This is a genomic window from Pseudomonas luteola NBRC 103146, assembly GCF_002091675.1.
Classification (GTDB): Bacteria; Pseudomonadota; Gammaproteobacteria; order Pseudomonadales; family Pseudomonadaceae; genus Chryseomonas; species Chryseomonas luteola.
This window is the reverse complement of the sequence record NZ_BDAE01000007.1, coordinates 1-15,237: the sequence shown is the minus strand read 5'-3', so window position 1 is coordinate 15,237 and position 15,237 is coordinate 1. Positions and strand designations below refer to the sequence as shown.

Sequence of the window (15,237 nt, the reverse complement as noted above, 5' to 3'; positions counted from 1 at the left end):
CGCTCAACCGACTTCTTCTGTCATGGCAGAACAGTCGCATTTCTTTGCGCAGGGTTCACTTCTTGCCCAGTGTCATCTGTGGATTTTGCCAGGGCCCGTGGATGTGATAGTTCACACTGGCCATGCGGGTTACCCTGTCACCAATCAAGCGATCCACAATGAACAGGGCTCCGCCTATGGCAGGTGCTCCTGCAATCAATGCCGCGATAGGCAGCGAGTTGGTCAAGGGCAATCCAACCTGCAAATGGGCATCGACCTGATCATGAGCCAGGTCCAGCGTCCCCTGCATCTGCATATCGGTAGAAGGACCATCCAGAATGATGGGTTTCCGGGTTAGAAAAACACCGTTTTGCGCCTCCAGTAACCCGCTAATCGTGTCGTAACTCAGGCCGCGGCCAAAAATATCGGAAAAGTCCAGCCGCAGACGCCGCCGTATGGCCTCGAAATTGAGCAGGCCAAACACCCGGAGCGCTGATGCAGAGCCTTCAACCTGACGCAACTGTCCGTTACGCAGGCTGGCATCCAGTGTGCCGGACAGACGATTCAGCCCCGCCCAGGCTGGCGATCCAGGCCAGCTGACGTTGGCATCAAGACGAAACTCGCGACTGGTCACACTGGATGCAAACTTCCAGGCCAGCAATACATCGGCAACGTTGTCACCCGAGAGACGACCGCTATACCGTGTACGCGTAGTGCCCGGCAACCCCTCCCAATCCATCGTACCTTCGACCTTCAGCCCCTTCAGATAGAGGTTCAGGTCTGAAAAGCGCACTCCTGCCGTCGTTGGCCGGATCCTGAGTCGCTGTGCGCCAACAGGCTCACCGCCCAGCGAAAGGGTATCAATCGATACGTCCATTGCCGGCAGGCCATGCGGGTCGATATTCGCCAGGGGATCAGGACTTTCGACGGGCTTGGCGCCCCCTGCCGGAGCCGCATGACTGGGAAAGTCCAAATGTTTGAGCGCAAGCGTAATGGGTACCTTGCGGTCTTCCGGCAACCGTACCTGGCCGGCAATGACCGAGCTATCGAGCGTAAGCACCCAGACATTACTTTGTGGTTCCAGCTGAACAGCGAGGTTTTCGACGGTCTGACCGAAACCTTCGAAATGCACTACCTTGAGCTGCCCGCCCGCAAGTATTGAGAGCATGGAGTCGGGCGAGGCAGGCCCACCACCGGAGCGCGTAGCCGGTTCCTTACCAGGCGTAACGTACTTTTCGATAGCGACCTGCCATTCACTCAGCACGAGACGATCCAGGACGCCACGAACACGGATTCCCTGACCGCTCGCGAGATTGGCTGTGCCATTTCCCAGAACAACCTCACCACGGGCCTCGGTCAAGCGATCCGGCGGTGCGACGATAACGGCATCCGCCAAGCCTTGATATGTCGCCTCATAACGACGCTCGGGCCCATTGAGTGTCATACTGAAAAAACCGTCATGGGCGGTCTGCGGATCCTTGCCAAACGGTGCTGGCAGATCAATAGCTACCCCTTGAAGATTCGAGGCTACTACGATTTCGCTGGCCTCGTTTGCCAGGGTCAGGCTCATGCGATACGGAATATCGCCTGACACTGGCAAGGGCCGGCCTCCAACACCCAGCCATTGGGTAAGCTGACTGAGCGCTACCTTGCCCTCAGCCACGAGGCGGGTCTTGGGATCGGTCTGGTTCCCTTCGGCGAACGCCTTGCCGTGGGCCTGACTGCCCAATACCTGCGCCTTGATATCCGGTGCGCTCAAGCCTCGTGTCGTGTCATAGCGAAACGCACCGCGGATATTGGTGACATCGAGCATGGGATTTGCCAGCTGTAACCGGGCCCCATTAGCCACGAAATCCACAATCACCTTGGGCGGTAGCCCATGATCAAAAGGCAAATCCAGGTCAAGCTTACCCTTTAGAGCCCCTTCCCCCCGCCATCCCTTGAATGTCTCGGCTGTCGGTAACGGCGTCTCCTGCAAGATCGTGAGCCCGTCCTTTACACTACTGTCCAAGTCACTTTTCAGATACAGATGGACCGTACTGCCATCATGTCGCAGCGGGATGGTGACATTTGCCTTGCTGACCTGGGTATCCAGGATTCGCCCCTCCGGTACCTGAATGCGAACGGCATCATCTTCAATGACTATATCGCCGCTGGCCTCACGCAACTCTGGCCAACCCGGCTGGTAGGCAAGCAATGCGTCGTGGACGCGAAAAAAAAGACTCATGGTACGTGCACCCGGCGGTGCATCGTGCATCAGAGAGCCCTGATACTGGTAAATGCCTTCATCAATATGGCCACCCTTGATCGCGGTCTTGAGCCAGTCAGCCAGAGGGCCACTCATCGCAGGTGTCCGGGTAGGCAGATACTTGGCGGTATAGCGCGCATCACCATTGCGCAGCCCAACACGCAGGTCCATGTAGCTTTCAATGCCTGGCTTGCGCGCCAGCCGGATGAACATGTCACCGGAGGCATCACCCTCTTCACCCGAGACGCGCATCAACGGACTCGACAAGGTAAAGCTGTCATCGCTTAAAGACCAATTCAAGCGCGCTTTGGCTGTACGGTACTGCCACGGTTCAGGAAACAGGGTGGCCAGATGCAGCGAGAAGTTGGTGGTATCCAGCCGCAATTCGCCATGCTGCAGTCCGCCAGTTGCACTACCACTGGCATTCTCGACAGCCGGCGCACCGTGATAGGCCGAGAACCCTACCTTTTCCAGGTTGGCCGCAAACGCGAGGCGATCAGCAAGACTTTTCTGGGGTTGGTAGTCCAGCGAGATGTTACGTAGCGCACCATGCGGACTAAGTGCCGATAACGCTGACGCCACATTTTCAGGTAAAGGCGCAAGTGCCTGGACGGCGGCCGTCAATGGTGCCAGATCGAGCCGGTCGGCACGTACCTGCCAGCGATCCGCTGCATCATTGCGCTGAACCGCTAATGTCACACCACTCCAGCGCTTCTCCCCAAGGCTTACCGCAAGATCGGAACCGATGGCTCGCCAGCCGTTTTTCTCGCGGGTAAATGCAAGGTTCAGGGCGAGGTCATCAAGACCAGCAGGCGCACGGGTACCATACGAAGCCACCAGCCGAGCCGCATTGAGTCGCAAGGCTGCGTCTTGAGGCACTCCATGAGCCCAGTCAAGCCAGACCTCTCCTCCTGCATGTAACTCATGCAGCTGCCACTGCCGCGTCAGAGTACGTGGCACCCACTGTGCCCAGTCCGTCTGGGGCAGGCTCAAATAGCTCTTGAATCGGCTGTCCTGCCAATGCGCCGAATCGACCTGCCCCTGGACGTCCAAGGCCAAGGGCTGCCCGTCAGGTAGATTCAAACGCGCATCGAGACGGACATCGCCGTTACGTCTCGTAGACAGCGTTGCCTCGACATAGCGCAGCGTAAACACTTTTCCTTCATGGAATAAAACGCTGAGCTGCCCATTGAGTACTGATAGTCGCCCAAGCGAGGGCAGCCACTTGAGAAGCGGTGCGGGATCAAAAGGCTCTTGCTCATCATCACGCTGGGGCAGTCCTGCGATACGCCAGCGCCCATCCGCTTCTTCCAGCAACTCGAGTCGTACACCGTCGAGGCTGGCATAACTCAGTATGGGCTGCCAGTGCAGGAGGCTCTGGAACATATTCGGCACAACCCTGATTCGCTCCAGATGCAGAGGCTGGCTGCCCTCACCCAGTTCCAGGTCCTGCAGGTCAATGACAGGATTGAGTCCTTGCCAGCTTCCCTTCAAGGCGCCCAGGCGTACAGGCTGCTTCAAGGCACTGCTCAAGCGCACCTCAACGTCGGCTCTATACTCGGCAACGCCCGGCATGAGTTGGCGCCCTACGCTGACATAAAGCGCCAGCAAGATCAGGATCAGAGCACACAGACCGAAACCAAGGCGCAGGAGTGTTCCGATGAAGCGGCCCAACCCTGCCATCAGCCTAAACTCAGCGGCTTACAGCAGTACAACATCATATTGCTCCTGGGAGTACATAGGTTCGACTTGAAACTTGATCGTTCGACCGATAAAAGCTTCCAGGTCCGCTACATTGCCTGACTCCTCATCAAGAAGACGGTCTACCACCTTCTGATTGGCCAACACGAGATAGGAGTTTGCCTGGTAAGCGCGTGCTTCGCGCAAAATTTCACGGAAGATTTCGTAGCAGATAGTTTCAGCCGTCCGCAGCATGCTACGTCCCTGGCACGCCGGACAAGGCTCACACAGGACCTGCGACAGGCTCTCACGTGTGCGCTTGCGAGTCATCTGGACGAGACCAAGCTCAGTAATGCCAATGATGTTGGTTTTGGCGTGATCGCGCTCCAGCTGCTTCTCCAGATTGCGAAGCACTTGGCGCTGATGTTCTTCATCTTCCATATCGATGAAATCGATAATGATGATGCCGCCCAGGTTTCGCAGCCGTAACTGCCGGGCGATTGCCGTAGCTGCCTCAAGATTGGTCTTGAAGATCGTCTCTTCCAGGTTACGGTGCCCTACGAATGCACCTGTATTCACGTCTATCGTAGTCATCGCCTCGGTCTGATCGATGATCAGATACCCGCCCGACTTGAGCATGACCTTTCGCTCAAGCGCCTTCTGGATTTCATCCTCGACGCCATACAAGTCGAAAATTGGACGCTCGCCAGGATAATGCTCCAGGCGATCAGATACTTCAGGCATCAGCTCGGACACGAACTGACCAATTCGCTGGAAATTTTCCCGCGAGTCCACACGAATCTTTTCGCTACGCGGACTGACCAGATCCCGCAAGGTACGCAATGGAAGGTCAAGGTCTTCATAGATGGTCGTAGGCGCAGGCACCTTGTTCATCTGAGAATGAATCTGAGCCCACAGCCGCCGCAAGTAGCGGATATCCGCCTTGATTTCATCTTCACGCGCGCCCTCCGCCGCCGTACGAAGAATAAAGCCACCGGCTTCCTCGATACACTCGTTGGCGATGCACTTTTCAACGATGTTCTTGAGCCGTTCACGCTCGGCTTCATCCTCGATTTTCAGCGAGATGCCCACATGATTGGTCTTGGGCATGTACACCAGATAGCGTGAGGGAATTGAAAGGTGCGTCGTCAGGCGCGCCCCCTTGGTTCCGATCGGATCCTTCGTGACCTGAACGACCAGACTTTGCCCCTCATGAACCAGGGCACTGATGCTTTCGACAGCACTGCCCTCGCGGGTAGAAATCTCGGCAGCATGAATAAAGGCGGCCCTGGCCAGCCCAATATCCACAAAGGCCGCCTGCATCCCAGGCAGGACTCTGACAACCTTGCCTTGATACAGATTGCCTACAATGCCCCGGCGCATCGTGCGTTCGATATGAACCTCTTGCAGAACGCCGTTTTCAACAACCGCCACCCGAGACTCCATCGGGGTGATGTTGATCAAGATTTCTTCGCTCATAGACTTATCCATTATTCGAGGTGTCTTGCAGCTTATCGGTATCGGCGCTATCTAGGGTATTAACCTTTTCAACGAGGTACATTGGGCTGCCAGCATGGTATGCCAAACGTTGATAACAGCTCCGCTGTTTCACAAAGGGGGAGTCCGACGATGCTGCTATAGCTTCCCGCTATATGTTGAACAAAGACAGCGCCTAGCCCCTGGATTCCGTAACCGCCTGCCTTGTCGGCCGGCTCACCGCTTGCCCAATAGGCTTGACGCTCGTCTTCACTGATAGGCCTGAACGTTACTTCGCTCGACACGACGCGCGCTAGGCACAGATTTTTACTGGCTACGGCAACTGCGGTCAGAACGGTATGCGTCTTGCCGCTCAAGCGAACCAACATGTCCATGCCATGCTCGCGGCTTTCCGGCTTGCCCAGAATATGCCCATCCAACACGACGCTAGTGTCGGCTCCCAGGACGCAATCAACCGTGTCACCAGACAAAAGTGCCAGACCTGCCTGTGCCTTGCTTCTGGCAAGACGTTCGACATAGGCATCTGCCGTCTCGCCAGGCAGCACGGCCTCATCAATTTCGGCCGAAAGACGTTCGAACGGCACACCGATTTGCTCAAGCAACTCACGACGGCGTGGAGATCCGGAAGCAAGATACAGACGTGGCATAGAAGGCTCCTTGAAACGCTCACGTCAGCAGATCAGCCGCCAACGCCACGTCAACTTACATTGAAACGCGTTCGCAAATCACGTAGCACCAGATATACCCAAGGCCAGAGCAAGGCGCTGACCAAGGAAGGTGCAAGAAATACCAGTGTGGGTGGACGATTACCCGTCAACGTGTTCAGCCAGAGCTGAACCAGCTGCGAGATGCCATAGACGACCAGCAGCACAAAGCCCTGCTGCCAAATGGGAAAGACGCGAAGCCGCTGTTGTAATGATTGCACCAGAAAAACTACCAGACTCAGAATCAGGGCATTCTGGCCAAGCAGATTTCCGTACAGTACGTCCTCTGCCAATCCGAAAACCCAGGCCGTACTCAGGCCTACCCGGTGAGGCAGCGCCAACGTCCAGAACGTCAAGAACATGGACAGCCATAAGGGTCGCCCGATTTCCATGAAGTCCGGCATTGGCGCAACCGAAAGCAACAGCCCCACCAACAATGTCAGCCAGATAACCCAGCCGTTATGGCCGATCCGAAAGGCCATTAACGGGCCTCCTGGGCGCGTTGTGTCGAGGCAGCCGGGGCCTGGCTGGCCTGCGGCTTGGCGGCAGGCTTCGCGGGCTGAGTCTGGGGTTTAGCCGACTGAGCAGCCGGAGCCGCCGCGTTGGTCGCCGGTGTCTTGTTATTACCACTGGCTGGCTGAGCGGGATTATTAACCTGGGCGGGCGAGGTTGCCGCTGGCGTTGTTCCCTGCTGCTCCTGGGACACTTTGCGATCCGCTTCTTCCTGGGCCCGGGCAGCATCGTAGGCCCGTTCCTCAGGTGTACGTGGATCACTGAAGACCAATAGCACATAGCGACTGCGGTTCAGCTTGGCAGTGGGTACAGCTCGCACGATGGCAAACGGTTGCCCTGAGTCATGCACTACTTCAGTCACGGTTGCGACCGGGTACCCCGCAGGAAACCGCTGCCCCAAGCCAGAGCTGACCAGTAGATCGCCTTCCTTGATATCGGCGGTATCGGCCACATGGCGCAGTTCAAGACGCTCAGGGTTACCAGTTCCCATGGCGATAGCACGCAAACCATTGCGGTTGACCTGAACAGGAATGCTATGGGTGACGTCCGTCAACAGCAGGACACGGGCGGCATAGGGCATGACTTCGACCACCTGCCCCATCAACCCACTGGCGTCTAACACCGGCTGGCCGATAAAGACCCCATCCTTCGCGCCTTTGTCGATCAGGATACGGTGAGTAAATGGATTCGGATCGACGCCAATCAGCTCGCTGACCAGCACTTTGTCGTCTACCAGGGCGGCAGAGTTGAGCAATTCTCTAAGTCGTACGTTTTGCTCGGTCAAAGCCGCCAGCTTTTGCAGGCGACGCTGCATAAGCAGTGCTTCAGCCTTGAGGCGCTCGTTTTCAGCCATGATCTCAGTACGGCTGGAAAACTGATCGCGCACGGCTTGCCAGGCACGAACCGGAAGATCGGCTGCCCAATAGAATGGTGTAAGCACCAGGCCCATTTCACTGCGCACCGGCTTCAGATAATCGAAGCGGGCATCTACCACCATCAGGCTGACAGACAGAACAGCCAGAGCCAGCAGACGGACGCCAAGCGAAGGACCCTTGGAAAATATACGCTTGATGGTCTCGTCCTCGAAGCGTCAATCATGACAACATCAAGGCCCGCCATGCAGGCCCTGATATTCATGCATGCGACTTATTCGGTGGAAAGAAGATCCATAGCGTGACGGTCCATCATCTCCAACGCCTTGCCGCCACCGCGGGCAACACACGTCAGAGGATCTTCCGCCACGATCACCGGCAGGCCGGTTTCCTGCGCCAGGAGCTTGTCCAAATCACGTAGCAGAGCACCACCACCGGTCAGGACCAGACCGCGCTCGGCAATATCCGAAGCCAACTCCGGCGGGGACTGCTCCAGGCAGCTCTTGACCGCCTGGACGATGGTCGCCAGCGATTCCTGCAGGGCTTCCAGCACTTCGTTGGAGTTCAACGTAAAGCTGCGCGGTACGCCTTCAGCCAGATTGCGGCCGCGGACGTCGATTTCACGCAGGTCACCGCCCGGGTAGGCCGTACCGATTTCCTGCTTGATGCGCTCAGCGGTAGATTCACCGATCAGGCTGCCGTAGTTGCGGCGGACATAGGTCACGATCGCTTCATCGAAGCGGTCACCGCCTACGCGTACGGACTCGGCATAGACAACACCGTTTAGGGAGATCAAGGCGATCTCGCTGGTGCCGCCACCGATGTCCACTACCATCGAACCACGCGCTTCTTCAACCGGAAGACCTGCGCCAATGGCAGCTGCCATCGGCTCTTCGATCAGGAAGACTTCACGGGCGCCAGCGCCCAGAGCCGATTCGCGAATGGCACGGCGCTCGACTTGGGTGGACTTGCACGGTACGCAGATAAGTACACGGGGACTTGGCTGGAGAAAGCTGTTCTCGTGCACTTTGTTGATGAAGTACTGCAACATTTTTTCACAAACGCTGAAGTCTGCAATCACACCATCCTTCATCGGTCGGATCGCAGAAATATTGCCAGGCGTACGACCCAGCATGCGTTTGGCGTCGGTACCGACGGCAACTACACTCTTCTGATTGCCATGCGTACGAATGGCAACAACGGATGGCTCGTCAAGGACAATACCGCGATCCCGGACATAAATGAGGGTATTGGCTGTACCCAGGTCGATCGACAGATCGCTGGAAAACATGCCACGCAACTTTTTGAACATGAAGTGACCCTAGGCGGTGGCGTCAGGCACGCAGATGAAACGCGTGGGAAAAATTGCGGCAGACTCTAACAACGGCAGGGATTTTGAGCAAGGCGGTGATGTGCTAGATTGCTCGTTTCTGCGGCCCTCTTAGGCCTTTCTTAACGCGGTGCTTGACCGCCTACCGTGCAAATCTCTCGATTTATGACTTTCGCCATGGTCAAGCCCCGATATTGCTGGAGAATCCGATGGCGCTCGAACGCTCCGACGTCGAAAAGATCGCTCACCTGGCCAGACTAGGCCTTAACGATGCCGATATTGAACGGACCACCGGGACGTTGAATGACATCCTCGGCCTGATTGATCGCATGCAGGCCGTCAATACCGATAACGTCGAACCTCTGGCGCATCCGCTGGAAGCCGTACAACGCCTGCGACCCGACGAAGTCACCGAAACCAATCAGCGTGACGCCTACCAGACTATCGCCCCGGCGGTCGAAAACGGCCTGTTCCTGGTACCCAAGGTGATTGAGTAATGAAGGACACCCCTATGCATACGTTGACCCTGGCCGAGATCAGCCGTGCGCTATCGGCAAAGGAATTTTCTGCCGAGGAATTGACTCGCACCCTGCTGGACCGCATCGCCCGGGTTGATCCACAGCTCAACAGCTTTATCACCGTGACGGAAACACAGGCCATTGAGCAGGCCAAAATCGCCGATCAGCGCCGATCAGCGGGCGAAACCGGCGCGCTCCTAGGGGCACCGATCGCACACAAAGACCTCTTCTGCACCCAGGGCATTCGCACCAGCTGTGGTTCGAAGATGCTCGACAACTTCATCGCGCCCTATAACGCTACCGTGGTTCAAAAGCTGGCCGATGCAGGCGTTGTGAGCCTGGGTAAATTGAACATGGACGAGTTCGCGATGGGCTCGGCCAACGAATCCAGCCACTACGGCCCGGTCAAGAATCCCTGGGATACCTCTCGTATTCCAGGCGGTTCTTCAGGTGGCTCATCGGCGGCAGTAGCGGCTCGCCTCGTCCCGGCTGCAACCGGTACCGATACCGGCGGCTCGATCCGCCAGCCTGCGGCGCTGACCAACCTGACTGGCCTCAAGCCCACCTATGGGCGCGTCTCCCGCTGGGGCATGATTGCATATGCCTCCAGCCTCGATCAGGGCGGCATGCTGGCCCGCAACGCCGAAGACTGCGCTCTGCTCCTGCAGGCGATGGCTGGCTTCGACCCCAAGGATTCCACCAGCGTAGACCAACCGGTCGATGACTATCTGGCCAGTCTGGAAAAGCCTCTTGCAGGCCTGCGCATTGGCCTGCCGAAAGAGTATTTCGGTGAGGGCTTGGACAGCCGTATCGCAGATCTTACGCTCAAGGCTGTAGAAGCGTTGAAGGCGCTGGGCGCAACCGTCAAGGACATCAGCCTGCCAAACATGCAGCACGCGATTCCTGCCTATTACGTGATCGCACCGGCGGAAGCGTCTTCCAACCTGTCGCGCTATGACGGTGTACGTTTCGGTTATCGCTGTGAAGACCCGGCAGACCTGACCGATCTGTACAAACGCTCCCGCGCAGAAGGCTTTGGTGATGAGGTTCGCCGCCGGATCATGGTGGGCACTTATGCACTTTCTGCCGGTTACTATGATGCCTACTACCTGAAGGCACAGCGTATCCGCCGCCTGATTAAGAACGACTTCATGACCGCCTTCAATGATGTGGACGTCATTCTCGGCCCGACGACGCCCAGCGTGGCGTGGAAACTCGGCGAGAAGAACAACGATCCCGTGGCTGAATACCTGATGGATATCTATACCATCACCGCCAACCTTGCTGGCGTTCCTGGTCTTTCGATGCCGGCCGGCTTTGTCGACGGCCTGCCCGTTGGCGTACAGCTGCTGGCCCCCTACTTCCAGGAAGGCCGCCTGCTCAATATTGCCCACCAGTTCCAAAAAACGACTGATTGGCATACGAAAGCCCCGACTGGGTTCCTGGAATAGAAGGCAGAGGACGACTCACATGCAATGGGAAACCGTGATCGGGCTGGAAATTCACGCACAGCTCTCCACGAAATCGAAGATATTTTCTGGCAGCTCCACCACCTTTGGTGCCGAACCCAATACCCAGGCCAGCCTGATCGACCTGGGCATGCCCGGCGTACTGCCGGTAGTCAACCAGGAAGCAGTGCGCATGGCCGTCAAGTTTGGCCTGGCCATCGACGCACATATTGGCCAGCGTAACGTTTTTGCGCGCAAGAACTACTTCTACCCTGACCTGCCCAAGGGCTATCAGATCAGCCAGATGGAATTGCCTATCGTAGGCAAGGGCCACCTAGACATTACGTTGGACGACGGTACCGTCAAGCGCATCGGCATCACCCGTGCACACTTGGAAGAAGACGCCGGCAAGAGCCTGCACGAGGACTTCCAGGGCATGACGGGCATCGACCTGAACCGCGCCGGCACGCCGCTTCTGGAGATTGTTTCCGAGCCGGATATCCGCAGCGCCAAGGAGGCCGTCGCCTATGTAAAGGCTATTCATGCACTGGTGCGTTACCTGGGCATTTGTGATGGCAACATGAACGAAGGCTCGCTGCGTTGCGACTGTAACGTTTCGGTTCGCCCGAAAGGCCAGGCCGAGTTCGGGACGCGCGCCGAGATCAAGAATGTCAACTCCTTCCGCTTCATCGAGAAGGCGATCAACTATGAGGTCCAGCGCCAGATCGAGCTCATCGAAGATGGTGGCAAGGTTGTTCAGGAAACCCGCCTGTATGACCCGAATAAAGACCAGACTCGCTCCATGCGCAGCAAGGAAGAGGCAAATGACTACCGCTACTTCCCTGATCCCGACCTGCTGCCCGTGGTGATCGAAGAAAGCTTCCTTGAAGAGACCCGCAGCCTGCTGCCAGAGCTGCCGCAGCAGAAGCGTGAGCGCTTCGAGCGTGACTTTGGCCTATCTACGTATGACGCGACGGTCCTCTCCTCCAGCCGTGAAATGGCCGATTATTTCGAGCAGGTCCAACAGGTCAGCGGCGATGCCAAATTGGCCGCCAACTGGGTCATGGGCGAGCTTTCCAGCCTGCTCAACAAGCAGGATCTGGATATCGCCGACTCGCCAGTTTCCGCTGAGCATTTGGGCGGCATGATCCTGCGTATCAAGGACAACACCATTTCCGGCAAGATCGCCAAGATGGTGTTCGAAGCCATGGCCGCTGGCGAAGGTTCTGCCGATGAGATCATTGAAAAGAAGGGGCTCAAGCAGGTAACCGACACCGGCGCTATTGAGTCCATGCTAGATGAAGTCCTGGCAGCCAACGCCGCCCAGGTCGAGCAGTACCGTGCCAGTGATGAGGCCAAGCGCGGAAAGATGTTTGGCTTCTTCGTAGGCCAGGCGATGAAGGCCTCCAAAGGCAAGGCCAATCCTCAGCAAGTCAACGAATTGCTGAAGAAAAAGCTGGAAGGTTAACCTCCTCCGATAGCCATGACGCAACCTTGCGTCATGGCTATGCCACTCACGAATCTACTTCTTCTTTCTTCATTTTTCTTTTTCAGCCGATGCGAAGCAGTCGAGCTTTCTGAGCGATGGACTTGGCCTGCGCCTATAGATTACGCACGCTTATACAATCTTCAGGGCTGAATGTCGGACTAGTCCTGGAATGTGTTTCAGCACGTAATTACAGCGAAACGGCTTGAACTCAAGAGAGTCATATAGCCAATCTGATATCAAATCGCCAGGAAGCTTTCGATATGTCATGGAGCCTACGCATTGCTCTTCTATCGCTCACCATACTGTTTGCCGGGTGTGCCAACCGAGAGCCTTATTCTTCACCCATGTCACCTGCTGCTGTTCATGGTTACCAGGACTCCGGCCTCGCTTCTTACTACGCCAAACGCCATGCCGGACGCCGCACTGCCAGCGGAGAACGCTACAATCCTTCGGAGATGACAGCCGCTCATCGTACGCTGCCCTTCGGCACGCGAGTCGAGGTGACCAACCTGAGCAACGGAAAGCGTGCAGTCGTACGCATCAATGACCGTGGCCCTCACGTACGTGGACGGATTATTGATCTGTCACGCAATGCGGCCAGTTCAATCGGCTTGATTTCTGATGGCGTTGCGAAAGTCCAGATCAGGGCCTTGGACTGATTTGACTAGACGGGGCTAGTCATGCGTTGGAGCAGAGAGGTCAGCTTGCCTTATACCTAGCTAGCGTCCTGGCATGAGGGACGCCCTTTCAATTCGCTGTCCCGAACCAGGCGCTTATCCTGATAGGCAAAAAACAGCGGAGCACCAAGCTCCGCTGTTTTGTACTTCACTTAGCCATCAGGTCACTGGAGCCGGATTGAACAGTGTCAGATCGTTATGCAGCTTGTGGTGTTCAGCCCATGTCTTTTTGCGGCCACTGGCAACATCCAAGTAGAGATGGAAAATCTCCCAACCCAATTCTTCCAGTGTCATTCGGCCCGATGTCACCCGACCGGCGTCTACGTCGATCAGATCCGGCCAGCGCTCGGCCAGCTGGGTGCGTGTTGCTACCTTGATGACAGGCACCATGGCCAGACCATAAGGCGTTCCGCGACCTGTAGTAAAGATGTGCAGGTTCATACCGGCAGCCAGTTGAAGCGTACCGCAGATAAAGTCACTGGCAGGTGTTGCGCAGTAATAAAGTCCTTTGCCCTTAACGCGCTCACCGGGTGATACGACGCCTGCAATGGCACTGGAGCCCGACTTGGCAATCGAGCCCATAGCTTTTTCCACAATGTTGTTCAGGCCACCCTTCTTGTTACCGGGCGTGGTGTTCGCACTGCGATCTGCCATACCGCGATCCAGATAGCGGTCGTACCAATCCATTTCACGAACCAAGGCCTTGGCGACTTCAGGTGTAGCCGCCCGCGAGGTCAGCAGATGGATACCGTCGCGCACCTCGGTGTTTTCCGAGAACATCACGGTAGCCCCTGCACGCACTAGCAGGTCAGCCGCAACACCCAATGCCGGATTGGCTGTTACCCCGGAAAACGCGTCACTGCCGCCGCATTGCATCCCAACCACCAGATCGGAAGCCGGACATGGCTCACGACGGCGCTCATTGAGTACCTTCAGGCGATCCTCGATCATGCCAAGAATCTGCTCGACCATACCGCTGAAACCGGTATTGGAATCCTGGAGGCGGAACAGCCATTCCTCTTCATCGATACCAGAGGGCAATTCATCGTCCGGCATGATCTGGCTGGCCTGAAGCTTTTCACATCCCAGGCTGATGACAAGTGCCTGGCCACCGAGGTTGGGATTACGACTGATGTTACGCAGCGTACGAATGGGTACGACAGCATCGGGGGCGTTGATCGCTACACCGCAACCATAGCTGTGAGTCAATGCGATGACATCATCCACATACGGATACTTGGGCAGCAGCTCCTTGCGGGCACGCTCGATGCAATGATCAAGCACACCGGTCACACATTGAACCGTGGTGGTCACACCCAGGATATTGCGCGTCCCGACGCTACCGTCCGGGTTTCTGAAACCCTCAAAGGTAAAACCTTCCAGCGGAGGCTGGGTAGGCGGTACATCAGTTGCCAGCGGCAGGTTGTCCAGCGGGGGCGGCGAAGGCAGGCTAAGCAGCTCTTCCTTCACCCAGGAGCCACGCGGAATGGGCTTCAAGGCATACCCGATCACTGTGCCATAGCGCAGAACAGCGCCGCCTTCAGGGATATCGACCAGCGTTACCTTGTGACTTTGCGGAACGGCCTCAATGGTCACGAGACCGTCTGGAAACTGGCCACCGGCTGCAACACCTTGCTCGTTTACAACGATTGCGACGTTATCGTCAGCATGAAGTCGGATGTAACGAGGCGAGTCCTGGTGTTCAATCAACTGCATGACTCACTCCTTCTTATACTCACTCAGGCTAAGGCATGCGAACAGAGCGATGCTCTGCCCGCGTTCTGTTATTCAACGTAAACCGACGGTCAACTCATCCATCTCCATACCTGCGCGGTGAGTCACCGATACACACGCGGACGCCTCTCCACGCTTCGCCACTGGTTGCAATAAAGAGCACCTGATCGACTCACCACTGGACAAATGACAGGTCCTGGCAACCCTCAGCGTTCCGATAAGGGAGCTGACCATGGCAAGCGGGATGACTAAAGATAAGCGTTCAGAAAAGCTGATCGCGCGCAGAATGCGGGGTCTGCGAATGCCAAGAGCACCGAGCAATGAAGTGCCTGACAAGGCAAGCGATGTCACACTGACTCGGTTGATATTCACTCTGCCCCCACTCGTTATTCTTGTCGCGGGTAGTCTTTTATAGCGAGGCGAGAACATCGCCTTTGCTTACACAACCAAATGATAGCGCAATCATTTCAGAACACAATAAAACAAAAATGGCTGACTGGTCTACTAAAACCAGTCAGCCATTTACACACTTACTGCGGACCGAGTTT

At 56.6% G+C, this 15,237-nt stretch carries 11 protein-coding genes; 4 read left to right on the top strand and 7 right to left on the bottom strand.

Translation table 11 applies throughout. The features are described from left to right. Positions 1 to 55: 55 nt before the first annotated feature. From PLU01S_RS10120 to mreB, 6 genes are all read right to left on the bottom strand, one after another. Positions 56 to 3,910, bottom strand: a complete 3,855-nt coding sequence (locus tag PLU01S_RS10120) for a YhdP family protein (RefSeq protein WP_074827877.1) — start codon at positions 3,908 to 3,910, stop codon at positions 56 to 58. A gap of 18 nt (positions 3,911 to 3,928) precedes the next feature. Continuing rightward, positions 3,929 to 5,386: a ribonuclease G gene (gene rng, locus PLU01S_RS10115; protein ID WP_010797272.1), complete on the bottom strand. Its 1,458-nt coding sequence runs from the start codon at positions 5,384 to 5,386 to the stop codon at positions 3,929 to 3,931. A 68-nt stretch (positions 5,387 to 5,454) separates the two neighbouring features. Beyond that, entirely contained in the window at positions 5,455 to 6,051 is a 597-nt protein-coding gene (locus tag PLU01S_RS10110; RefSeq protein ID WP_074827868.1) for a Maf family protein, read from the bottom strand. Between the two features lie 50 nt (positions 6,052 to 6,101). After that, positions 6,102 to 6,590 carry a rod shape-determining protein MreD gene (gene mreD / locus PLU01S_RS10105; protein ID WP_010797270.1) on the bottom strand — a complete coding sequence of 163 codons (489 nt, stop codon included), beginning with the start codon at positions 6,588 to 6,590 and terminating at the stop codon, positions 6,102 to 6,104. Beyond that, the gene (gene mreC / locus PLU01S_RS10100) at positions 6,590 to 7,648 is read right to left on the bottom strand and encodes a rod shape-determining protein MreC (protein WP_233432213.1); all 1,059 of its coding nucleotides are present in this window, start codon (positions 7,646 to 7,648) and stop codon (positions 6,590 to 6,592) included. Before mreC ends, mreD begins: the two co-directional genes overlap by 1 nt. 119 nt (positions 7,649 to 7,767) lie before the next feature. Beyond that, entirely contained in the window at positions 7,768 to 8,805 is a 1,038-nt protein-coding gene (gene mreB, locus PLU01S_RS10095) for a rod shape-determining protein MreB (protein ID WP_010797268.1), read from the bottom strand. 227 nt (positions 8,806 to 9,032) lie between these two features. Between mreB and gatC the strand changes: the two genes are divergently transcribed. The 4 genes from gatC (at position 9,033) to PLU01S_RS10075 (ending at position 12,937) form a co-directional block, all read left to right on the top strand. Beyond that, positions 9,033 to 9,320, top strand: a complete 288-nt coding sequence (gene gatC / locus PLU01S_RS10090) for an Asp-tRNA(Asn)/Glu-tRNA(Gln) amidotransferase subunit GatC (protein ID WP_010797267.1) — start codon at positions 9,033 to 9,035, stop codon at positions 9,318 to 9,320. A 14-nt stretch (positions 9,321 to 9,334) separates the two neighbouring features. Then, positions 9,335 to 10,792, top strand: coding sequence for an Asp-tRNA(Asn)/Glu-tRNA(Gln) amidotransferase subunit GatA (gene gatA, locus PLU01S_RS10085; RefSeq protein WP_074828182.1), 1,458 nt, complete (start codon positions 9,335 to 9,337; stop codon positions 10,790 to 10,792). A 19-nt stretch (positions 10,793 to 10,811) separates the two neighbouring features. After that, the gene (gene gatB, locus PLU01S_RS10080; RefSeq protein WP_074827863.1) at positions 10,812 to 12,257 is read left to right on the top strand and encodes an Asp-tRNA(Asn)/Glu-tRNA(Gln) amidotransferase subunit GatB; all 1,446 of its coding nucleotides are present in this window, start codon (positions 10,812 to 10,814) and stop codon (positions 12,255 to 12,257) included. A gap of 281 nt (positions 12,258 to 12,538) precedes the next feature. After that, complete coding sequence (locus PLU01S_RS10075; protein ID WP_010797264.1) at positions 12,539 to 12,937, top strand: septal ring lytic transglycosylase RlpA family protein; 399 nt, start codon at positions 12,539 to 12,541, stop codon at positions 12,935 to 12,937. 177 nt (positions 12,938 to 13,114) lie between these two features. On the opposite strand, the gene garD is transcribed toward PLU01S_RS10075, so the two are convergent. Beyond that, a complete protein-coding gene (garD, locus tag PLU01S_RS10070; protein ID WP_074827861.1) occupies positions 13,115 to 14,671 on the bottom strand; it encodes a galactarate dehydratase in 1,557 nt (518 codons plus the stop codon). Positions 14,672 to 15,237 lie beyond the last annotated feature (566 nt).

Excerpts from the sequence above, each read along its gene's own strand:
- PLU01S_RS10110 (WP_074827868.1), bottom strand. The coding sequence starts at position 6,051 with ATGCCACGTCTGTATCTTGCTTCCGGATCTCCACGCCGTCGTGAGTTG.
- garD (WP_074827861.1), bottom strand. The coding sequence starts at position 14,671 with ATGCAGTTGATTGAACACCAGGACTCGCCTCGTTACATCCGACTTCAT.
- gatC (WP_010797267.1), top strand. The coding sequence starts at position 9,033 with ATGGCGCTCGAACGCTCCGACGTCGAAAAGATCGCTCACCTGGCCAGA.
- rng (WP_010797272.1), bottom strand. The coding sequence starts at position 5,386 with ATGAGCGAAGAAATCTTGATCAACATCACCCCGATGGAGTCTCGGGTG.
- mreD (WP_010797270.1), bottom strand. The coding sequence starts at position 6,590 with ATGGCCTTTCGGATCGGCCATAACGGCTGGGTTATCTGGCTGACATTG.
- gatA (WP_074828182.1), top strand. The coding sequence starts at position 9,335 with ATGCATACGTTGACCCTGGCCGAGATCAGCCGTGCGCTATCGGCAAAG.
- mreB (WP_010797268.1), bottom strand. The coding sequence starts at position 8,805 with ATGTTCAAAAAGTTGCGTGGCATGTTTTCCAGCGATCTGTCGATCGAC.
- gatB (WP_074827863.1), top strand. The coding sequence starts at position 10,812 with ATGCAATGGGAAACCGTGATCGGGCTGGAAATTCACGCACAGCTCTCC.
- PLU01S_RS10075 (WP_010797264.1), top strand. The coding sequence starts at position 12,539 with ATGTCATGGAGCCTACGCATTGCTCTTCTATCGCTCACCATACTGTTT.
- PLU01S_RS10120 (WP_074827877.1), bottom strand. The coding sequence starts at position 3,910 with ATGGCAGGGTTGGGCCGCTTCATCGGAACACTCCTGCGCCTTGGTTTC.